This window comes from Clostridium sp. chh4-2, from assembly GCF_002899675.1.
In the GTDB taxonomy this organism is placed as follows: Bacteria; Bacillota; Clostridia; order Lachnospirales; family Lachnospiraceae; genus CHH4-2.
In genome coordinates this window covers 45278-68038 of record NZ_PKUU01000028.1, presented here as the reverse complement: position 1 = coordinate 68038, position 22761 = coordinate 45278, and the positions used below count along the sequence as shown (strand labels likewise).

20 protein-coding genes are annotated in these 22761 nt (G+C 45.6%); 2 read left to right on the top strand and 18 right to left on the bottom strand.

Translation table 11 applies throughout. The annotated features are described in order from the left end of the window. Positions 1 to 568: 568 nt before the first annotated feature. From C0033_RS23170 to C0033_RS23140, 7 genes are read right to left on the bottom strand one after another with little or no spacing between them, the layout of a single operon-like run. A complete protein-coding gene (locus tag C0033_RS23170) occupies positions 569 to 1525 on the bottom strand; it encodes an ABC transporter ATP-binding protein (RefSeq protein WP_103228266.1) in 957 nt (318 codons plus the stop codon). Next, positions 1522 to 2529 (bottom strand): ABC transporter ATP-binding protein, encoded by a 1008-nt coding sequence (locus C0033_RS23165; RefSeq protein ID WP_103228265.1) that lies wholly within the window; start codon positions 2527 to 2529, stop codon positions 1522 to 1524. The genes C0033_RS23170 and C0033_RS23165 overlap by 4 nt, the downstream gene beginning before the upstream one ends. A gap of 12 nt (positions 2530 to 2541) precedes the next feature. Beyond that, a complete protein-coding gene (locus C0033_RS23160; RefSeq protein WP_103228264.1) occupies positions 2542 to 3429 on the bottom strand; it encodes an ABC transporter permease in 888 nt (295 codons plus the stop codon). Continuing rightward, the gene (nikB, locus tag C0033_RS23155) at positions 3422 to 4372 is read right to left on the bottom strand and encodes a nickel ABC transporter permease (RefSeq protein ID WP_103228263.1); all 951 of its coding nucleotides are present in this window, start codon (positions 4370 to 4372) and stop codon (positions 3422 to 3424) included. Before nikB ends, C0033_RS23160 begins: the two co-directional genes overlap by 8 nt. Positions 4373 to 4406: 34 nt before the next feature. Continuing rightward, positions 4407 to 5990 (bottom strand): ABC transporter substrate-binding protein, encoded by a 1584-nt coding sequence (locus tag C0033_RS23150; protein WP_103228262.1) that lies wholly within the window; start codon positions 5988 to 5990, stop codon positions 4407 to 4409. A gap of 45 nt (positions 5991 to 6035) precedes the next feature. Continuing rightward, complete coding sequence (locus tag C0033_RS23145) at positions 6036 to 7214, bottom strand: C45 family peptidase (RefSeq protein ID WP_103228261.1); 1179 nt, start codon at positions 7212 to 7214, stop codon at positions 6036 to 6038. Positions 7215 to 7228: 14 nt separating this feature from the next. Next, positions 7229 to 8284: a C45 family peptidase gene (locus tag C0033_RS23140; protein ID WP_103228260.1), complete on the bottom strand. Its 1056-nt coding sequence runs from the start codon at positions 8282 to 8284 to the stop codon at positions 7229 to 7231. Between the two features lie 171 nt (positions 8285 to 8455). Here C0033_RS23140 and C0033_RS23135 point away from each other — a divergent pair, with 171 nt between their 5' ends. Then, positions 8456 to 9445, top strand: a complete 990-nt coding sequence (locus C0033_RS23135) for a LysR family transcriptional regulator (protein WP_103228259.1) — start codon at positions 8456 to 8458, stop codon at positions 9443 to 9445. A gap of 94 nt (positions 9446 to 9539) precedes the next feature. On the opposite strand, the gene C0033_RS23130 is transcribed toward C0033_RS23135, so the two are convergent. The 10 genes from C0033_RS23130 to C0033_RS23085 form a co-directional block, all read right to left on the bottom strand. Then, entirely contained in the window at positions 9540 to 10493 is a 954-nt protein-coding gene (locus tag C0033_RS23130) for a (4Fe-4S)-binding protein (protein WP_103228258.1), read from the bottom strand. Between the two features lie 15 nt (positions 10494 to 10508). Next, positions 10509 to 12131: an FAD-dependent oxidoreductase gene (locus C0033_RS23125; RefSeq protein WP_103228257.1), complete on the bottom strand. Its 1623-nt coding sequence runs from the start codon at positions 12129 to 12131 to the stop codon at positions 10509 to 10511. 38 nt (positions 12132 to 12169) lie between these two features. After that, entirely contained in the window at positions 12170 to 13606 is a 1437-nt protein-coding gene (locus C0033_RS23120; RefSeq protein WP_103228256.1) for an aldehyde dehydrogenase family protein, read from the bottom strand. A 21-nt stretch (positions 13607 to 13627) separates the two neighbouring features. Next, positions 13628 to 14668, bottom strand: coding sequence for a tripartite tricarboxylate transporter substrate binding protein (locus C0033_RS23115; RefSeq protein ID WP_103228255.1), 1041 nt, complete (start codon positions 14666 to 14668; stop codon positions 13628 to 13630). 22 nt (positions 14669 to 14690) lie between these two features. Then, positions 14691 to 16190, bottom strand: coding sequence for a tripartite tricarboxylate transporter permease (locus tag C0033_RS23110; protein ID WP_103228254.1), 1500 nt, complete (start codon positions 16188 to 16190; stop codon positions 14691 to 14693). A gap of 24 nt (positions 16191 to 16214) precedes the next feature. Then, a complete protein-coding gene (locus C0033_RS23105) occupies positions 16215 to 16718 on the bottom strand; it encodes a tripartite tricarboxylate transporter TctB family protein (RefSeq protein ID WP_103228253.1) in 504 nt (167 codons plus the stop codon). An 18-nt stretch (positions 16719 to 16736) separates the two neighbouring features. Further along, the gene (locus C0033_RS23100) at positions 16737 to 17210 is read right to left on the bottom strand and encodes a heme-binding protein (protein ID WP_103228252.1); all 474 of its coding nucleotides are present in this window, start codon (positions 17208 to 17210) and stop codon (positions 16737 to 16739) included. A 372-nt stretch (positions 17211 to 17582) separates the two neighbouring features. Continuing rightward, a complete protein-coding gene (locus C0033_RS23095) occupies positions 17583 to 18473 on the bottom strand; it encodes a dihydrodipicolinate synthase family protein (RefSeq protein WP_103228251.1) in 891 nt (296 codons plus the stop codon). 60 nt (positions 18474 to 18533) lie between these two features. Next, on the bottom strand, positions 18534 to 19424 hold the full coding sequence (locus C0033_RS23090; RefSeq protein ID WP_103228250.1) for a dihydrodipicolinate synthase family protein: 891 nt from the start codon (positions 19422 to 19424) through the stop codon (positions 18534 to 18536). Positions 19425 to 19460: 36 nt separating this feature from the next. Then, positions 19461 to 20411, bottom strand: a complete 951-nt coding sequence (locus tag C0033_RS23085) for a sugar kinase (RefSeq protein ID WP_103228249.1) — start codon at positions 20409 to 20411, stop codon at positions 19461 to 19463. 335 nt (positions 20412 to 20746) lie between these two features. Here C0033_RS23085 and C0033_RS23080 point away from each other — a divergent pair, with 335 nt between their 5' ends. Continuing rightward, the gene (locus C0033_RS23080; RefSeq protein WP_103228248.1) at positions 20747 to 21703 is read left to right on the top strand and encodes a LysR family transcriptional regulator; all 957 of its coding nucleotides are present in this window, start codon (positions 20747 to 20749) and stop codon (positions 21701 to 21703) included. A gap of 21 nt (positions 21704 to 21724) precedes the next feature. Here C0033_RS23080 and C0033_RS23075 read toward each other — a convergent pair whose 3' ends face one another. Then, the gene (locus C0033_RS23075) at positions 21725 to 22717 is read right to left on the bottom strand and encodes a response regulator (protein WP_103228247.1); all 993 of its coding nucleotides are present in this window, start codon (positions 22715 to 22717) and stop codon (positions 21725 to 21727) included. Between the last annotated feature and the right edge of the window lie 44 nt (positions 22718 to 22761).

The following is a 22761-nucleotide window of genomic DNA, read 5'->3' as shown; positions in this document are numbered from 1 at the left end:
AAACTCCTAGCCCATTTTTCATCTTGTCTATTGAATCGACTTAGATTATAATAAAAAGGCGTAGTAGTGGTAGCAACCATTGTGAAAGCGTTCGCCAAAACGCTTTTCACACCTATAGAAGTGTGACAGCACTTCTATAGGTGCTATGCTTTTTAATTTTCATTCTAATTTTAACACAGTAAAGATTTTCCTTCAATACATATAAATTAAAAATATCAGCATGACATTCGAGCCCTTTCCATTAATCCGTAAACATCTGCCCTTGCTCCAATATCATCCGTCTTTCACATATCCTTTCCCTCCTTTTCCAAAATTAATTGATTTCTCATGAATCATATCAAAATCCGGAGTATATTAGACTTATTTCTGACAAAATGCTTTATTCATATGCCGATCAACCGAATCATCACATTGTCCGCCTGCTTAGTATCGCTGCTTTTCACCTGTTCCGTTATCTTAATTACATAAAAACGAAAAAATAGCTGTCAATCCAAACAATTGACAGCTAATTCCCATTATTATGATTCATCCGCCAGGCCGGAATATCCTTCAAGGTGAAGTCCCTATTCTAAAATTCCCCCGTCCTCCAACAGGCCACAAAATGCCCCTTGCTGATTTCCTTCAGCTCCGGACATCCCTTCCTGCACTGGTCGCCTGCGCAGGAACACCGTTTCACAAAACGGCATTCATCCGGCGGATCGATTGGGGACGATATTTCACCCTTTAAAATAATTCGCTCTTTTCTCCTTCCGATCTCCGGAACAGGAATCGCTGAAAGCAGCGCCTTTGTATAAGGATGGGTCGGATTGGCAAACAGCTCCTCCGCCGGAGCTTTTTCCACCAGCTGTCCCAGATACATAACCGCAATATCATCTGCAAAATAGTTGACAACCGACAGGTCATGGGTGATAAAAATATAGGTCAGCTCCATTTTTTTCTGCAGTTTCTTCAGAAGGTTGAGAATCTGGGCCTGAATTGATACATCCAGCGCAGAAACAGGCTCGTCACAGACGATGAACTGTGGTTCCATGGCCAGGGCCCTGGCGATTCCGACACGCTGACGCCGCCCTCCATCAAGTTCATGGGGGTAAGTATTGATCAGACGTTCCGCCAGCCCCACTGTTTCCATCAGTTCCAGCACACGTTTTTCCAGATCAGTTTTATCCTTGATGATCTTGTACTCGATAATGGGTTCGCTGATAATCTGGTTCACCGTCTTTCTGGGGTCCAATGAGGAAAATGGGTCCTGAAAGATCATCTGCATCTCTTTGCGCATCTTGTGAAGCTGTGATTTCCTCAGCTTGGCGATATCCGTCCCGTTAAATAAAATCTGCCCTGATGTGGGCTCCAGCAGCCTGAGAACCACCCTTCCCGTGGTGGATTTACCGCAGCCCGATTCTCCTACGATCCCTAGAGTCTTCCCTTTTTCAATAGTCAGCGAAATATCGTCAACCGCATGAAGGACGCCTCTGGGCGTTTTAAAATATTTTTTCAGGTTGCGGACTTCCAAAATAGGAGTACTCATGAATTTTTCCTCCTCTCTATTACAAAATCAGGATCTTCATATGCCAGACATGCAACTCTGTGGCCGCCTCCAACATCTTTCAGGCCGGGAACGGAGTCGCTGCATTTATCTGTCGCATACGGACATCTGGGTGCAAATGCACAGCCCGCAGGAAGATCAGTGGGGTCCGGCATCAGACCGGGTATGGGCCGCAGTTCCTCTGTCCTCTTGTTAATATTGGGCAGGGAATTGAACAGGCCTTCCGTATAAGGGTGCATTGTCTCGTTATAGACAGCCTCCAAAGGCCCCTCTTCCACGATCCTGCCTGCATACATGACCGCTACCTGGTCACAGATTTCCGCTACGATGCCCAAATCATGAGTGATCATCATAACAGAGGTATTGTATTTACGAATCAGGTCTTTCATCAGTTCCAGAACCTGAGCCTGAATGGTAACGTCTAAAGCGGTTGTCGGCTCATCAGCGATCAGAAGCTTGGGGTTGCACGCCAAAGCAATGGCTATTACCACCCTCTGCTTCATTCCGCCGGAAAACTGATGGGGATATTCCACAGAACGGTAAGCCGGGATGCCCACCATTTCCAGCATCTCCTGAGCTTTATCATAAGCCTCCTGTTTGGTCAGGTTTTCGTGAAGCTCGATGCTCTCAGCAATCTGCTCTCCAACCGTGTAAACCGGGTTTAAACTGGTCATAGGGTCCTGAAAGATCATGGACACGTCCTTTCCTCTCACCTTTTCCAGTTCAGCCGGCGTCAGTTTCATTATATCATGACCGGCAATGAGGATCTTTCCGCTCTTTATCACCCCCGGCGGGTCCGGGACCAGGCGCAGGGCTGATAAAGCCGTGGTGGTTTTTCCCGCCCCGGTTTCTCCCACCAGGCCCAGTATCTTCCCTTTGCCCAGTTTGATGTCGATCCCATTTACGGCACAGACCGTCTCCTCTTCCAACACATAGTGGATGACCAGATTTTCAATATCCAGCACTAAATCCTTGGTATCTTCCATCTCTTATCCTCCTTATCGTTTCAGTTTCGGGTCTAATGCGTCTCGAAGTCCGTCTCCCAACAGGTTTAACGACAAAACCGTAATCATGATCGCAAGACCCGGGAACAGGGTAAGGTAGCTGTAGCCCCTGATAAACTTTCTTCCTGCCGACAGCATACTGCCCCATTCCGGATTTGGAGACGGAACCCCTAATCCCAAAAAACTTAAACTGGAAGCCGATATGATCGCCGAGGCCACCCGCAGCGTGGTCTGGACTATAATCGGCGACAGGCAGTTGGGCAGCACGTGGCACCAGATGATTTTAAATTCATTCAGCCCTATGGACCGGGAGGCTTCTATGTATTCCTGGTTTCGTACCGTGAGTACAGCCGCCCTGGTAATTCGGACAAACTGCGGCACGCTGGTGATCCCCACAGCCAGCATCAGGTTCAATGTGCTCTGTCCCAAAGCCGACACGATGGCGATTGCCATCAATATGCTGGGAACCGCCGCCAGCATGTCGCTGGCCCTCATGATGACTTCTTCAATTTTACCGCCGAAAAATCCGGCCACAGACCCCAGAGTCACACCGAAAATCAAGGCAATGATTACTGCCACCACGCCCACGGAAAGAGAATATCTGGTTCCGTATAAAAGACGGCTCATAACGTCCCGTCCCACATCATCCGTTCCCATGGGATGAGCTAAACTGGGATGCTGGAGCCGTTGGGATATATTCTGTCCGATTACATCGGTCTCATAGTCCATAAATACCCCGGAAAAAACAGCGATCAACACAATCATAATAACCAGAAAAAGTCCCAGCATGGCGCCTCTGTTTTTACGTATTCTGCGCCATATTTCAGCTCCCTGACTTCGTTTTTTATATTGCTTGGAAACAAGTATCATGTTTTCATCCATGGGACTTACCTCCCTTCACAGCATACTGTGCTTTGATTCTTGGGTCCACCACCGCGTAAAGTAAATCCACACACAGCAGAATGAGGCTGATGGTAATGGTTTTCATGATGATACATCCCGTAACCATTGGAATATCCCTGGAATTAACCGAATCCAGGATCAGCCGTCCCACTCCGGGCCATGCAAAAACGGTTTCCGTTATGATCGCTCCGCCAAGGCAGGACGCCAGCTGGGTACCGATAACGGTGATTATGGGAATCAAAGCATTTTTTAACGCATGTTTATGAATCACTCTCTTTTCCGGCACTCCTTTGGACCTGGCGGTCCTCAGATAATCCTGACGGATCACATCCAGCATGGAAGAGCGGGTAGTACGGGTTAACATAGCTGTTAACCCGGTACCCACTGTAATAGCAGGAAGTATAATATGGGCTATGGTACCGTAGCCCCCGGAAGGAAGAAGTCCCAATTTTAATGAAAATAATATAATGAGCAGAAGTCCCAGCCAGAAGTTGGGCATCGATAACCCCAGCAGCGCCACCACCATGGTCACATTATCCTTCCATGTTCCCTGGTTAACCGCAGAAATAATTCCCAGCGGAATTGATATGACCACCGAAACCAGGATGGAGGCAAAGGCCAGAATCAGCGTGTTGGGCAGTCGTTTCATATAGCTTTCAAATACAGGTTCACCGGTAATATATGAAGTGCCCAGATCGCCGTGCAGCATACCTGACATATATTCCGCGTACCTGACTATGATTGGCTTATTAAATCCATATTCCTCACGTAATTCCTCTATTTCCTCTACAGTTGCATCCTCAGATGCAATCTGGCTGATAATATCTCCGGGAGCTAAATCTATTACAAAATAGACCAGAAACGAGATACCTATGATAACCGGAATCAACATGAGCAGACGCTTAATCACATAACGATACATCGTAAGCTCCTTTCATACTTCCTCTTAACCTGAATTACTGCTCAACATAAACGGTAGACAAGTCCACATTGGAGTTTCCATACCAGGTAACACCGCCTACATTCTTTTTAACTCCCCAGAAGTTTTTCTCATAGTAAAGAGGAATAACCGGAATGTCTTCTTTTGCAATTTCCTGAATCTCTTTATAGTAGTCCAGACGCTTGTTCTCATCGAATTCCTGAACGGCCTTGTCCATTAATTCCACCACTTTCTCATTATAATAGTGGGAACGGTTGGTGGAACTGCCTTCTCCGTATACACGTCTCACTTCATCGCCGGCGGTATTAAATCCTAAACCGTATACCAGTCCCTGATGTCTCGCTTCATTTGTAATACTGGTCAATGCCGCTGAATCCACTTCATTGATAATTACATTGACGCCAATTTCCTTTAACTGAGACTGTAAAACTTCAGCCGTAATAACACGGGCGCCGGAAGCTACGGTCACCTCCAGATCCACGCCATTTTCAAAGCCGGCTTCTTTCATCAGTTCTTTCGCTTTTTCAAGATCATAAGGCCATGTTTCAAAGTTTTCAACATAACCGAACTGTGTAGGTCCCCAGAAGGAATCAGCAATCGTTCCATATCCATTGATGGTGGCATCCATAATATCCTGTTTATTTACCGCACAGGCAATGGCCTGGCGCAGATATTTATTGCTGGTCAGTTCATTTTTGCAGTTAAATGCGAAAAACTGGCAGGTTGTTCCTTCAAATTCCACCAGCCTGAGATTGGTATCATTTTTAATCGTATCCAGTTCAATGGTATCAGGGTCCTGGCAGAGATCAATCTCCCCTGTCTGAAGGGCGATTAACCGCGAAGAAGCTTCGGGTATGTAGCGCAGGGTCAGGTTAACCGTAGGAACCGGCCCGTCCATATAATCTTCAAACCGGGTGAGCGCCAGATAATCCTTGCTGACAAATTCCTTTACCATGTATGGGCCGGCCCCGATTTCATATCCCTTATCCGGATCATCCTGTAGCGCTTTTTCTGATAAAACGGAAAATACAGGCAGGGAAATGGTATCCAGCCAGTCCTGGTTAGGAGCATCCAATACCATGCGTACCGTATGTTCATCCACCTCAACCACTTCTTTTGCCGGTTTCATCTTATTAGAAGAAGCAATTCCATCCCTTCCTCTTTCAAATGTATAAACAACGTCTCTCGCCGTTACCGGCTCTCCATTGTGGAACTTTGCGTCTTCCCTGAGTTTAAATTCTATGGTCCTGTCGTCTGTCCACTCCCAGCTTTCTGCCAGATCAGGAAGAATTTCACCTGTGTCCAGATTCATCGTTACCAATGTGGAATGTGTCAGCTTATATGGAATATTATGAGCAACATTGCTGACACTCTGTACATCCATACTGGTTATCTGCGCTTTTATTCCCACCACAACGGATTCCTGGACTTTTGCATCCGAAGAGGGTTTTTCCGCCGGAGCCGCGGCCGATGTTTCCCCTGTTTTCTCTGCCGAAGTTTGTACGGCAGGCGATTCTGCTGCGCCTTTGCCGGAACCGCATCCCATAAGAGAAAATGCAATAGCTGCTGAACATGTTAATGCCAATAATCTTAACTTCATAAGTACTCCTCCTTTTTTTACATTAGCTTTTTCATATTTTGTATATTAGTTAAAAATTGGTTCTGCCATACAATATTTTTTATATGGCTCTCCGCATAAAAACTCTTCCGGAAGCTCTTCTCTCTTCATATCCATTGAAATTGTGACATGGCCGTCTTCGTTTCGCCAAGCATTGCAAGGTTTGCCCAAGGCCACATGAATCAGAGATTTCTCCGGATGCTCCCTATTTAATTCCATAATGGCGGAAGACTGGGTGGAGCTTTGAATTCCGTCCAGATGGCGGCAAATTCCAACTGATCCGGTTCCGTCGTGGTGATCCATTGAAATTTGTTTTAAATCATCAACCGTTACGTGCCCCTCCACTTCGGCCAGCATTTTCTGGCTTCTGTGATATCTGCAATAGCAGGACGCATTTCCAGGCTCATTGAGCTTATCAAGCGTAACGAAGTAGTTTGACCTGGAATCCACCGCATTGGTGATCTTATTGACTGCCACATATTCATATGCATTTTCCACAATATAAACTTCATCGGCATCCGCAAATTCCAGAATCCCGCTGGAAGCCATGGGCCGGGCTATCAGCCTTGAGGCCGCATACTGTGCCGCCTCAAGAGCTGTTTTATGCTGCAGCGCATCTCTGGCGATCTGCGCTCTGTCACCTGCAAATTTATCCTCGGTAGACAGACTTTTTCTTTTAATTTCAGAGGAATATCCAAAATTGGTTGCAGCCGCTACCCCATGGCTGTTCAGCCCCATTTTAATGCCCGTTGTGCCCGCCGCCGATACGCCGACAATGTGGCTTCCATCCTCATTTTCAAAATATGATACCACGTTAATTTCATGTAATTTATAGCAATTTTTTCCAGTAAATAATTCATCTCCGCCTTTATCACTGTTTTTCCCGATTATAGTAGCCCCGGTACTGCTGGAGCTGCCTGCCGCAAAGAACACCGTGCATCCCTCCGGAAGAATCTTCTGCTGAAGCAGGTTATAGGCCAAAAGCCGGCCAAAGTCCACCTTGGCCCCTTCTGCAATCCCCCGCACCTCTTCATACCTGGACGGTGAAAGATCCTTTTTCATGAATTCGGCTTGAATATGAATCGCCTCTTCCGAGTATCCGGCAGCTTCTGCCGTCCGGAAGAAAACACGTATATTTTCAGCAATCGAATCTGCACACTGTTTCCCGGTCTTCTTTCCGTTTTCATAGTTCATTTGACTAAACATAATATCTGCTCCTTCTAAAGGTTATATTTCTTATATTCGCCTTCACATGGCGGACCTGCACAGATATAGGCGCAGGAATGATCAAAATCCACGATCATAGACGACACGGTCATACGGTCCTTTGTGTATTCGTTATCATCCGATGTGGGATGGCCGCAAATGGAAAGCGGATAATATTCATGATCCTTCATACACTCCATGATATATTCCGGAGTAATGTGCCCGTAGCGCTTCATCAGCAGGCTGCGAAGTCTTGTATCCCTGTTTTTAGGCCTTCCCGCCAAAGCATCCAGTTCAGGCGTTTCTACAAAATGATTTGCATGAGTCAGGATATCGTCCTGAGGTTCCAATTCATTTACGCCAAGGGGATGCCACTCAAAATCTTTTGCCTGGCCGCCTTTTGCATCTGTCAGAAGAATATTGTTGGAAACCGTACGGACCGCTTCTTTAATCAGCTTTTCTGCATCTGCAAAATTTCTGCACATGAGTATTTTTCTCCGCAGAAATGTAACCGGTATTCCAAACCCGGAATGATCATGAACCGACTGCAGGTTATTCGTTCCGATAGAGAGGCCGTAATTGTTAAAGCCGTCCCGAATCATCTGCCCTGCTTCCGTCAATCCCATAATTCTGGTTCCGTCTTCTGTAATAATATGGAGGATCACTACATGATCCAAAACTCCTTTAGAAAAATCCCAATTTTTAAATGAATAGGTACACTTTTCTTCTGTGCTTCCGGCCAACGCAGCTCCGGTAGTGCATTCAGGCACTTTCGGGAATTTGCTCATCTCATACCGACAGTTAATCACCATGATATCAGCGAATTCAACTTCAGCACCTTTGGCAATCCCTCTCGCTTCCTCCAATAAATCAGGAAATGCCTCCTCTAACATCTCGGAGTACCTCAGCGCAAATCTGCATACCGAATCCCACTCATCTCCCCTGCCGCCAAAATAAGATTTATAATGTTCCCTGGCCTTTAATATCTGTATCTTTGCCTGTTTCCCATACTGGACGCCTCTCTCATAAGGGGTTGGCGCATCGATTTTAATATATGGAAATTCTCTCATACAATTCCACTCCTTTCCAAAAAGATAGCAATACCTTCCATTGTTTTAACCATTTATCAGACGTCTAAATACTTTACGATAAGTATACTTATAATTTCTTCAGCCGTCTAATATCAAACATTTTACATAACGATAACTTTTTGTTATAATATGTTTACGAGGTGATAACTAATGAATATTAACCATTTCCGTTACGTGATTGCGGTGGCAGAACATAAAAATATGTCCCGGGCGGCAGAATCCCTTTATATCTCCCAGCCTGCGCTGACAAAATCCATCAATCTGCTGGAAGAACATCTGGGTCTTCCATTATTCGACCGCACGGTATCTCCGATTAAGCTGACCTACGCTGGTGAATTTTTTCTAGCACAGGCAAAAAAAATGCTGGAACTCAACGATTATCTGGAAGACGAAATGCGCGCCATCGCCACATTGGAAAAGAGCCAGTTAGTCCTGGGCATCCCGGGAGAACGCGGCGCCAGATGGCTGCCTCACCTTCTTCCCGCATTTTCCAAAGCCTATCCTCAGATCGATGTTAAAGTGATCGAAGGACACAGCAATGTGCTGGAAGAAAAGATGCTTTCCGGCCAGATTGATATAAGCTTTTATACCCTTCCGGTTGGAACGCCGGAAATTGACTTTGAAGTTTTAGCGGATGATCCGCTCATTATTATCTCAGCCAGGGATTCAGAATTTTCCTCCCAGTTCGACCTGTCCCAAAACAGCCCCTGGACCCCTTATCTCATATCGGAAAAGCTTTTAAACAATCAGGACTTTCTGATTGTGGCGCCGGGAAGCGGCATGAGAAGAATAACGGAATACCTTTTGGAACGTCACGGTATCAAATATAATATTCATAGAGAATTGTACAGACATGAAACAGTGGTCAGGCTGGTTTCCGTGGGAGACGGATTGGCCGTGTCTCCATGCGTGACGCCGATCCGATTGGGCATTCCCGATAAGGTGGCCTGTTTTTCCTTGGATAACCCGGTTTTAACGAGAAAATTAGTTGTAGCTTACAGAAAGAACAGAATTTTGACGCCGCCTTTAATCAATTTTATAAATCTGACTAAAAGGGTCATTGAAACTACGCCGGAATTGATTGTGCGGAATGTCAGGGTTCTGCCTGCTCTTATGGCCGACCATAGACAATTAAAGTAAAACGTGAAGGCATTTTTAAAAATGCCTTCACGTTTTACTTTAATCCTCAAGGCATTTTCAAAAATGCCTTGAGGCCCGATGTAAAAAAAACAGCTTAACAGGTCGCTCCGCCAACTTCATGAAGCTTCGCATCCAGAATCTCCTGTTTTCTCTCCAGAATATCCTTTCCCAAAATCTCTCTCTCCACATTTTCAAAGCCAATTCTCTGAATCGTCTGGGCAAACCGTTCCCCTGTCTTTCCCTGTTCCCGATAGAATAAAATTACTTTTTCAATCGTTTCCAGCGCTTCTTCTTCATCTGTAAATATCCTGTTCAGCTCTCTTCCATGCTGAACACGCTTGCCCCACATGCCGCCTAAATAGATCTTATATCCCGTCACACCGTCTTCAATCGCATCAAAATTGCATTTGCCGATGCACCGTCCGCAGTTATTGCACATTTCCCGGTCAATATGCAGTAAATCATCTTCCAGTTTTGCAGCTTTAACAGGACATGCTTCCTCTACCGCACATTTTACACATCCATTGCAGTAATCCTCATCGAATTCAGGTATTCTCTGTCCGATGATTCCCAAATCATTTAAGTTAGGTTTCACACAGTTATTCGGGCAGCCTCCCACCGCAATTTTAAACTTATGCGGAAGTTTTACACCGCTGTATCCTTTATAGAATCTCTTATGGATCTCCTCAGAAAGAGCGAATGTGTCAATCAGCCCATACTGGCAGGTGGTTCCCTTACAGGATACTACCGGGCGGACCTTAGACCCGGTTCCTCCGGTCTCCAGTCCGGCTTTTGCGATATAGGTCCGAAAATCCTCTATTTTATCATATGCAACGCCCTGTACCTCCAGCGTCAGCCGTGTGGTAAAGGTGATGTTTCCGTTGCCGTACAGCCGTGCCGCTTCAGCGATGCACTGCTGCTGATCCGCTGTAATTTTGCCGTTTACCGTAATGATTCTGGCGGAAAAATTATCCGTTCCTTTATTGTTTAAAAAGCCTAATGCTTTCACCCTTTTTTCATCTTCGGCGTTCACAGTTAATGCAGCCATTCTCAATTCCTCCTACTATTTTAATTCATTGAACGTCAAACCGCCCTCAAGCACCTTTGTCCCTGTATAACCATAATATTTCAGGCGGTTTTGAAGCATATAGGCCCGTTTGCCTTTTGCACACACCAAAAGCAGTTTTTCATCCGGTCCGAATTCAGTCATTACCCCTGTAACCTTAGACAAGTTTACATAATCCGCACCGTCAATGGATGGCTGCAGGGAAGCGTCCACGATCCGGTAACCATCCGCCTCTCCATTTATGTACCCGGAAGGCGTAATTGTCTCAAATTCGCCTTCCATCTTATTCAAAAGAATATTTACCATGTGCTCAAATGGATGGATCGCCGTGGAAAAAGGCGGCGCATACGCCAAATCCAGATTGGAAAGCTGGTACAAATCAGCCTTCAATGAGATCGCCGTCGCAGCTATATCCACGATTTTATCTGCCGCGCCCTTTCCCAGCACCTGAATGCCCAAAAGTTTAGCGGTTTTCTGATCTGCCGTCATTTTAATGATGAAAAAGGATGCGTCGGGATAATAATGCGCCTTATCATCCACTACGCCTACCACGCTCACCGGATGGTATCCTGCCGCCGCAGCCTGCGATTCCGTCATACCGGTCCGCCCCACATTTAATTCAGGCAGTTTGCATACAGCCGTTCCTAATACTCCTGCATAGCTTCCTTCTTTTCCCGCAATGACTCTGGCAGCCAGCCTTCCTTCTATATTGGCGGAAGAGCCCATCGGAGACCATTGAGCATCTCCTGTAATCATATTTGATACGCAGGCACAGTCTCCCAACGCATAGATATCGGGATCATTGGTTCTCATCCGGCTATCCACCTTCACGGTTTTATCCGGCATCAATTCAATGCCTGTTCCTTCCAAAAAGCCTGTATTAGCCCGTATTCCCACGGATAGAATTACCGCATCCGCCTTCATGGCCCGTTTTCCGGTCTGAACCTTTTCCACATGACCGCTGCCCAGAATACCCACCAATTTTGTTCCGGTAAATGCCATGATTCCCTTATCCGCCAGATGCCGTTCCACATAAGCGGCCATCTCAGGATCAAAACCCGGTAAAATGTGATCAGCCATCTCCAAAACCGATACCTTCACGCCCTGAGCCGCCAGATTTTCCGCAATTTCAAGGCCGATAAACCCTCCGCCGGCCACCACTGCCCGCTTAATTTTGCCCGCTTCCACGGCTTCTTTAAGTGCAGCCGCATCATCAGGCGTCCGCATAAAGTACACTCCCGGCAAATTCACCCCTTCTACAGGCAATTTTACCGGAGATGCCCCGGATGCTATCACCAATTTATCATAGGCGAATACGCTCTTTTCCTGCGTTTTCTCCGATACGGCCGTCACCGTCTTCTGCTCCCGGTTTACAGCCACCGCTTCCATTCCGGTGAGCACAGTAACCCCGGTCAGGCCGCTGAAGCTTTCAGGCGTATTTACAATCAGCTGGTCTTTCCGCTGTATTACATTTCCCACATAATAGGGCAGTCCGCAGCCGGCATACGAGATATCGCTGCCTTTTGTAAGAATGGTAACTTCTGCACTTCGATCCTCTCTCTTCAGCTTGGCCGCCGCCTTAGTTCCCGCTGCTACGCCTCCGATAATTAAAACCCTCATCGTCAATCCTTCTTTCTCCCCCTATACGGGGAACCGTCTTACGGTGTCATGGTAATCCGTTTTACATCATAATATTCTGATAATGATATGGTGGACCAGTCCTTTCCGATTCCGCTTTCCTTCACGCCGCCATGGGCATATGGAAGGGGAGAGCCGCCGCCCCATACATTAATGATGATTTCGCCCGCTTCCAGATTCTCCGTCAGCAGGAATGCATCATGCAGATTTTGGGTGTAAGCATAGGCGGAAAGTCCGTATTCCGTATCATTAGCTATTTCAATTGCCTCCTCTAAAGTCTTAAAGGTAATTACAGGCAGTGCAGGGCCGAAGATTTCTTTTCTGCATAGTTCCATCTGATTATTACATCCGGTAAGAAGGGCCGGCGTCAGATAATTGCCTGATGATTTATCCTCAGGAATTTCTCCGCCGCATACCAGATTGGCACCGTGGGCAACAGCGTCACTGATCAGTCCCAGAACCCGGTCTCTGTCACCTCTTGTAATCAAAGGCCCCATAGTGACATCCTCTTCCCGGCCCCAGCCCAGTTTACATGCTTCAAATTGTTTTTTGACAATTTCCACAAACTCGTCTGCCACGTCTTCGTGCACCAAAGCGCGGTTTACGCAGGTACAGATCTGACCGCAGTTATTCATTTTAAGGGATGCAATGAAATTCGCTGCCTTTTCCAAATCTGCATCCGGCATCACGATGGCAGGAGCATTTCCGCCCAATTCCAGAGAGTAGGATTTTATCGTATTACAGGAATCGCGGATCACCTGTTTTCCGGTTTCCGATGAACCGATCAGTGTAATCAGCCTGGGAATCGGACTTGAATTCAGCACCGTCGCCACATCATTTACCGGCCCTGTCACGATGTTGAATACACCTTTGGGAAAATGTATTGATTCGGCAATTTCACCCACCTTTAAGGCAGAAAGAGGGGTTAGGGAGGCTGGTTTTAAAACACAGGTGCATCCCGATGCCAGGGTCGGTCCAAGTTTTGCTCCAATATTGAGAAGAGGCATATTCCAGGACAGATGGCCTACCATAACGCCTTTTGGGCGGTACGCGTTCGTATGATAAGAAGCATTGCTGCTGTTATAGTCTGGAATCGTGATCCCGGTAAAACGCTTTGCTTCTTCATAATAAAAGTCAAGTGCATCCACCAGCACATTGAACCCTCTCGCCGCCGCAAACAAGGGCTTGCCCGTCTCCATAGACAGAATATCCACCAATTCCTCTTTCTGGGCAAAAAGAGCCTTTTTCAGCTTTCCGATCCACTGTCCCCTTTCCGTCAAGGACATACGGGACCATGTTTTAAATGCTTCCTGGGCTCCGTCAAGAGCTTCCAACGTCTGTTCTTTGCTGGCGCATTTAATGACCGCAACGGTTTCTCCCGTACCCGGATTGCTGATTGTTCTCTCCACGCCTTTTCCTTCCACTAACTGCCCATTGATATACAATTTAAAACTCATATTCCCGCGCCTCCTTCTATCTTATTTCGCCAGTCCTGCTTCTTCCAGAATCGGAACATAGGTATCCACTTCTTCCTTCATCCATTCCTCATATTCCTTAGCGTCTCTCCACATAATATTGGACTGCTGGTTCTTAATAAAATCTTTAAATTCATCACTTTCCACCGCCTTTTTAAAGGAAGCTTCCAATACGGCAATCACATCGTCCGGAGTTCCCTTCGGCGCCACAAAACCTCTGGTAGAGTAAACCGAACAATCCCAGCCCAATTCCACAGATGTGGGTACATCTGCATAGCTTTCCATGCGGACATCCGTAAGCGCTGCAACCGGAATGATCTCTCCCGAATCGATCTGTGAAATACAGTCCACCGGACTGAATACTGCTACATCAATATCGCCGTTTGCAAGGGTCAGACCCACACCAGTACCGCCTCCTGCGTTGGGAACCACATTGACCTCAATGCCGGCCACTTTACAGAACTTCAAAATGGCCAGGTGCCACATTCCGCCTGCTGCTCCGGTTCCCCAGCTCAAATCGCCGGGATGAGCTTTTGCATACTCCACAATCCCCGAAAGATCTGTAAACCGGTCGTCATTGCTGCGGATCATAACCGTAGGGGCATCAAAATTAGCTCCACAGATAGACGTGAAATCTTCATATGACAGTTCAGAATATCCAAGCGCATTTAGGGTGGCAAGGTTTGTCATCGTCATGGCGATGGTATACCCATCCGGGTCAGAATCCGCCAGCTGCTGCAGTCCGAGGGACGTGGAACCGCCCTCCACATTGGTGCACACAACCGGAACCCCCAGATCCTTCTCCACCTGGGACACCAGCACTCTGGCAATCAAATCACTTCCTCCGCCCACTCCCTGAGGAATAATCAGTTCTATCTTGCTCTTGGGAAATTCTGACTTTGCAGCCTCTGTCTTTGCTTCAGAAGACTGTGCCGCCGTATTTCCGGCTGTTGATGGGGCCGCCTCCGGAGCTTTCGAACAACCGGACATCAATCCCATAACCGCTGCCATAATTCCTACCGCCAAACCAATACTTTTTTTCATTTTACCCTCATTTCCGCGCGTTTTACCCCGCCGCGCTGTTTTTTTCCTTCTCTGCTTTGTTTTTCAACGCTTTTCTTATCTTGGGAACCACCACCATTATTATGGTCAAAACCCAGAATACCATGGGAATCGGCCGGAAGAATATCTTATAGCTTCCCTTGGAAAGCGTAAGCGCCGACCGGAAATTCACCTCAGCCAGTGTTCCCAGTACCTGCCCCAGAATAAACGCCGACGTGGAAATGCCGACTTTATCCATCAGAAATCCCAGAATGCCAAAAATTGTCATAACATAGATGTCAAACACTTTATTGGAAGATGCAAAAGATCCCACGACACACGCCATCAAAATAATGGGGATCAATATCTTTTTATCCGTATTGATCAGTCTCGCAAAATACTTAGCCGCCGTTAATCCAACGATCAGCATAAAGATATTGGCAATAATCGTATATACATAGACGCTGTATACAATATCAGGAGTTTCTTTAAAGATCATCGGTCCAAGTCTTAGCCCGTGAATCGCAAATGCTCCCATAATAATTGCCGTAACTCCGTCCCCCGGCACCCCCAGCGCCAGCATCGGAATGAGCGCACCGCCGACAGTGGCGTTATTGGCACACTCAGGCGCCGCAATTCCTTCCGGAATACCGGTTCCGTATTTTTCAGGTTCTTTTGATCCGTTCTTTGCGCTGTTATAAGCCACAAAAGCTGCAATCGGCCCTCCTGCTCCCGGAAGAGCTCCGATTAAAGTCCCAATAATAGAAGATTTTATCAATATAAACTTGATTCTTTTTATTACGCCCCATCCCGGAAATGTCCTGCCGATCTCCTGTTGTTTCACCTCTCCGTTTTTCATATTGAACAACTGGTTTAATATTTCAGAAACTCCAAACAATCCGATCAACGCGGGCACCATACCGATTCCGCTTATCAGATTTCTGGAACCCATGGTAAACCGGGTGATTCCCGTCAAGTTGTCCATTCCCACAGTGGTGATAAAGATTCCCAAAATAGCCCCTAAAAGCCCCTTTAATAAAGAATCTGAAGATACATTTGAAATCACGCACAGACCAAAAACCGCAATCACAAAATATTCAGGGTAAGAAAACTTCGCTGCCAGACCGGCAATCGCCGAACATCCAATAATCAGAAAGATACAGCTCACAATTCCTCCGAAAAAGGAGGATACCGTGGAGATGCCGATTGCCTTTCCGCCCTCTCCCCTCTTGGCCATAGGATAACCGTCCAGCGCCGTCATAACAGCGGATGACGTACCGGGAATTTTCATCAGAATAGCTGAGATAGAACCTCCGTAAACGCCGCCTACAAAAATCCCCAAAAGCATGGCAATGGCCTTTGAAGATTCCATACCAAAAGTAAAAGAGGTCAAAACCGCTACTGCCATCGTAGCAGTCAGCCCCGGTATAGAACCCACAACAATTCCCAGCACCACGCCCACAAACGTCAAGATAATAGTCGAAAATGATATCGTTGATAAAACCATCGTAATATTTGCCGCCATATTCTTTTCTCCTCTCTCAACGTTTTACAAAAAACTGGTAGGTATTGCCACTCTGAGGAATTTAATAAACAACAGATAGACAACAATGATTGCAGCTATTGGAATCAGCAGCAGCCGCTTCCAACTGCGTTCTCCGCAGACTGCCATACTGGCTATAAGAAATACAAATGTGGAAATCTCAAATCCAATGCCGCGCAGCGAAATTCCGTATAACACCATCAATATGGGTATTACTGTCATCCTAAAAACGCCGGACAAATTATTTTTTATGGTTTCCTTCAGATCAACAGCCTTTTTAAGTTCCGCTTTGGCATAAGCCGTATCCCCTGTTTTCACCGTTATAATCTTATAAACTTCCTGTATGATAAGTACCACCGCTGCAAATGTAAAGAAAGCTGCGCAGCACTTTGGGAAAAATCCGGGACCCGCCAAAGTCATGCCGCCAAGGTTTGGCATTTTTGAACTCTCTGCATAGATAACCCCCGACAAGATCAGCAATAAAACCGATGTGATAAAGTTTCCTATCATTCCGCCACCTCCATAAACTCAAATACTTCCGGCCAGATATCCTTTTATACAGTCCACTGCAAATTGATGGTCTTCAAAATGGCTCATACCGGAGACACAAATGGTTCCAATGATCCCCGCCTGTTCCACATAAATGGGAACTGCGCCCCCCAGCGCCAGATATTCCATGGGATCCCGCCCTCTGTCTTTAATCGTTAACCCGCTCTGCTGCAGTTCATAAAAGATTTTGAGAGATGGACATCGGAACGCATCCGACACATTTGATTTTCTGATAACCGCCCGTTCATGATTTAAATCGGTTCCGTCGAAAGCGAAATAGAACATCATCTTCTGGTTCACCCGTATCATCACCGCCAGATCAACCCCTTTATCCATAGCCGCCTGTACCATCCGGTTTCCCAGTTTATAGGCATCCTCCGCCAAAAACCTTTTAAAATGAATCTCTTCTGTTTCCTGTTTTAACTCAGACAATCTTCTTTCGTATTCTCCCATACCGTTCTCCCTGTGACCGCTTTTGCTTCTTTTTGTTTTTGTTTATTTTGTATATTTTTTCATATTTTTGCTTCATTTATTATACATATCGTACTATAGATTTTTCTAATCTTCCAATACCTAAATGTTATTACCTACATAACCATTAAGTTAGCGATCTTCGTCATCACATATCAAAGGATTTAAAAATGCCCCAGAGGTTCAGCGAAAATACCGTTCAAATGACATAATCAGTCAGGACAGGGGTATTCTATGCCAACCTCCAAGGCATTTACAAAGACGCATAACGTATGCATCGTCAACCTCAGATTCAGGTAAAACAATGGATATGGGCAACAGGCTCGAAGAACGCTCTCAAAACTCTGTGATTCATCAGCCGATAATCATCTGAGTCTCAACTAATGCTTTTCTGATTCTCTCTACCTCAGCTTCACTTCTCGGAAGGAACGGCTTTTTCGGAACTCCGATATCCACTCCCAGCATGGGCAGTACCGCATGATAGAATGGAACAGGGATTCCATCTCCCGTTACGGAGCGGAGAAGATTGGCTTTCAGCTGCATATCTCTCGCTTTCTGGAAGTTGCCTGATTTACAGTTCTCATAGATTTCCTTAATAAATCCCGGGAATGCATTGGATAATCCAGATACCACTCCATGCGCTCCGCCTACTACTGCAGGAACCAGATGAGTTTGAGATCCGATCAGGAATAAGAAACCTTCATTGTCCACTTTTGCCATATAGTCATAGAATAATGCGATATCCGCAGAACTGTCTTTTACTCCCTGCAGTCCGATATCCGCCAACTCCTTTAACAGGTCTCCGGTAATACAGAAATTGGAATACTTTGGATTATTGTATGCGATGACTGGAAGACTGGTTGCTGCGATTAAGTCCTTATAGTACTGGATAATAACATCCTTTGTGTGACGGTAATAGCAGGGCGTTACCGCTGCTACCGCATCGGCTCCCACCGATTCCGCATGTTTTGCCAGCTCTATGGTGCTGTTGGTATCCGTGCATCCGATCATAAAGATCACCGGGACTTTTCCTTTTGCCACTTTCATTACGGTTTCTGCAACCGTCTTTCTCTCGCTCACAGTCATAATCGGACCGGAACCATAAGAACCTCCTACAAATAAACCGTCCACCTTATCTACGAGATATGCAATGTAGTTTGTAAGCTTCTCTACATCCACTTTGCCTTCCTCTGTAAATGGGGTGATAACCGCCGGGTAAACTCCTGAAAATTTCTTGATATCCATCTCATTTTCCTCCTTTTTATGAACATTGTATATTGTATTATGTATTTTCTTCAAAAAAAATTAACCTATGATCATCTGAGTCTCAACTAACGCTTTTCTGATTCTCTCTACCTCAGCTTCACTTCTCGGAAGGAACGGCTTTTTCGGAACTCCGATATCCACTCCCAGCATCGGCAGTACCGCATGATAGAATGGAACAGGGATTCCATCTCCTGTTACGGAGCGGAGAAGATTCGCTTTCAGCTGCATATCTCTCGCTTTCTGGAAGTTGCCTGATTTACAGTTCTCATAGATTTCCTTAATAAATCCCGGGAATGCATTGGATAATCCGGATACCACTCCATGCGCTCCGCCTACTACCGCTGGAACCAGATGAGTTTGAGATCCGATCAGGAATAAGAAACCGTCATTGTCCACTTTTGCCATATAATCATAGAATAATGCGATATCCGCAGAACTGTCTTTTACTCCCTGCAGCCCGATATCCGCCAACTCCTTTAACAGGTCTCCGGTAATGCAGAAATTGGAATACTTTGGATTGTTGTATGCGATGACCGGAAGACTGGTTGCTGCGATTAAGTCCTTATAGTACTGGATAATAACATCCTTCGTATGGCGGTAATAGCAGGGCGTTACCGCTGCTACCGCATCGGCTCCTACCGATTCCGCATGCTTTGCCAGCTCTATGGTGCTGTTGGTATCCGTGCATCCGATCATAAAGATCACCGGGACTTTTCCTTTTGCCACTTTCATTACGGTTTCTGCAACCGTCTTTCTCTCGCTCACGGTCATTATCGGGCCGGAACCATAAGATCCTCCTACGAATAAACCGTCCACCTTATCCACGAGATACGCAATGTAATCTGTAAGTTTCCCTACATCCACTTTGCCTTCCTCTGTAAATGGGGTGATAACCGCCGGGTAAACTCCTGAAAACTTCTTGACATCCATTCCTTTTCCTCCTTAATTGCACATATAATTTTTATGTTATCGATTAATCCCCGTACTGCCGCTGATAAAATCTTCGACTTCCTTTCTCATCGGGAATGCCTCAATATTACCCTTTACCGTAACCGTCATAGCGCCGACCGCATTTGCTAACTTCATACGCTCTCCCAAAGAACGCCCTTCCAAGGTCCCGGCCAAAATACCGGCTGCAAAAGCATCTCCTGCGCCAAATGCATCAACTACTTTTTTCACCTTAAAACCGGAAGAAACCTCTCTGTTATTTCCTTCGTATCCAATACAGCCATCAGCTCCAACTTTTACAATAACCGTTTTAACACCATAGTTTTTAACGGCCGCAGCGATCTTATCCGGATCAGAAGTCCCATACAGCAGCTCCCCTTCTTCCACTCCCGGCAGCGCAATATCCACATATGCCATTAACCGGTCAAGGGTCTTTTTCGCTTCCTCCAACGTCCACACCTTTAATCTCAGATTCGGATCAAATGCCACTAAAATGTTGTTTTCTTTTGCAATCTGCATAGCCCTCTCCACTGTACGTGCCGCGCTTTCGCTGATTGCCGGAGTAATTCCCGAAATATGCATAATTTTTGAATTTTTTATATAATCTTCATTCAGAATATCCGGAGTCATGGCGCTGGCCGCCGATCCTTTCCGATAATAAAAGTTTTTACTTTCACCGTTATCCAGCCTCTGACGGAAGAAAATGCCTGTTACTTCCTGATCCGACATCTGAACCTGGCTTACATCCACGCCCTCTCCCCGAAACTGGTTTAAAATCTTATAACCAAACTCGTCCTCGCCCAATCTGCTGATCCAGCCGGCCGTATGTCCTAACCGAGTCAATGCGACTGCAGTGTTCGTTTCAGCGCCGCCGGTATGGCATTCAAAGTTGTAACTATATCTCAGCCTGGTAGCATTCAGGCTGTCAAAAACCACCATAGTCTCTCCAATCGTCACTACTTCCGGCATTTCTCTGTCTCCTTTTCATCTGAATTATTATCTCTCTGCTTATGGTTTCATTATAAACACCGGATTGTACTTTGTAAAATACATAAACCGAATCGGACAGATAACCAATTGGTTATTAAAGTCAATTATTTTCATCAAAATCAGGGTTTATTATGCAAAATGTGCACTAAAATAGAATATTATACCATTATTTAACAACTTGAAATGCTATATTTAATGTAATATAATTTCTATAATTAATCTTTTAGACAAAACAATGATTGCTCTGCCATTTATCGTTATACTTTAAAAATGGGATTATTTTATGTTATCATTATAATTTTTTACATCAAGATATGCAGCTGCCCAAATTACCAATGGATAAACTATTAGGAGGTTTTACAATGACAATTCGACACTTTCGGGTTTTCAATGAAGTCTGTAGACATATGAATATGACACAAGCATCGAAAATTCTGCACGTATCTCAGCCATCAATCAGTAAAACGATCGGAGAACTGGAAGACTGGTATGGAGTGAAATTATTTGAAAGACTTGATAAGAAACTCTATTTAACAGAAGCGGGCAAAACAATTTACCACCATTCTATCTATCTGGTTGATACATATGACAAAATTGACAGCGAGATCCGGCATACCGCTACCAATGACTTAATCAGAATCGGGGCCAGCGTCACTGTTGGCACCAGTGTATTAAGCGACATCATTTCTTCTTTTAAAGTTCTTTATCCTGATATTCAATACCGTGTTTATATCGAAAATACCCAACGCGTGCAAGATTTATTATTAAATAATGATATTGATATCGCTCTTATCGAAGGCTATATCGATAACCCGGTGCTGATTACGGAACAGTTTATGGAAGCCGACGTGGTGGCTGTCTACAGCCATAAACATCCTTTTTACCAAATGGAGACCATCACGGTACGTGATTTAGAAACCGCAGACTTTATCATCCGAGAACCCGGAAGCGGAACCAGAATACAGTTTGAAAAGGTGACAAAAGAACTGGGCATCCAGTGGAATCCCACCTGGATCTGCCATAATACACAGGCAATTAAAAATGCGGTGGCGGCAGGACACGGAGTGGGAGTATTATCTAAGCTTTCTGTCCGAAAAAGGCTGAAAAGCGGTGAATTTAAAGCCATTCCTTTTTTAAATATGAAACAGGATTTTTATATCGTTTACCACAAAGAAAAATTTATGCCTAAGATGCTGCTCACCTTTAAAAAGCATATTATTAACAGCTTCAACAAGCTGGAATTGGATTTGATCAATCCGGCTAACAGCTAATTGAAAATTCAAATTTATTTTTCATATTTTGGAGCTGTTTTTTCCATCCACCGCATCAGACACCGCTTTCTGTAAATCCTCCATTTGATAAGGCTTAGTCAGAAATGCGCAGCCTCCGGCCTCTATCCCTTCCCGCGCAGTTCGCGCATCGGAGTGGGCCGTAAGAAATACCACCGGAATGTCAGCTCTGCTGCGCAGTTCTCTGCAAAAGCTCAGTCCGTTTCCATCCGACAGATCAATATCCAAAACAATGACATCCGGCGAAGATTTTTTAAGCAGCGCACCGGCTTCCTGCAGTGACTTCGCACTCATAATAGTATAACCATCCGGACGAAGGACTCGTTCATTCAGGCGAAGCAGCTCCGGGCTGTCGTCTACCAGCAAAACGGTCTTTCCCACATGCCTGGATTCGGCAGTTCTGGTTTTCTGAACAGAGTTGCGGATCTCTCTGAGCCTTGACAATTCCCTTTGGCTGACCAGAGAATATACGAAATATGCCAGCAAATCGAACAGCACCGAAATATGTCTGAGGTTTTCCGGCGGAGGATTATCCGCCCCCAGAAGACCGTATATCTTTCCCTGGACCATCATAGGGCTCAGAATGATGGAGTGGATTTCCTGAAACTGTAAAAATTCATAAATTAATGGATCACTTTTTTTAAGCATTTCCACATCCGATTCGATGATGTTCCCTCCACCTGCCAACCGCCCATACCAGGGAAACAAGTCTTTTTTTGTCACATAAGGGAGTTCTTCAATACCGGATGAGATTCCCGGCCTACACCATTCGTATGTGTTGTAAATATGCTGCCGGTCGATCTCCTCAAACACGTATACCCGGTCGCATTCCAGCTTCTCCCCTAAAAAACAAAGAAGCTGGCGCAGTCCTTCTTCCGCATCTGAAGCCGCGCTTATCCTTTTTAAACATTCCCCGACGAACCGTTCATTACGAACTGCGCTCTCTTGATGACATAAGACCTGAGACTGTCCAGCGATACCTGTATAAAGTTTCATTAACTGGCCTCCCTCCTTTTTTAATAGTGAAACTGCAGAAAGGC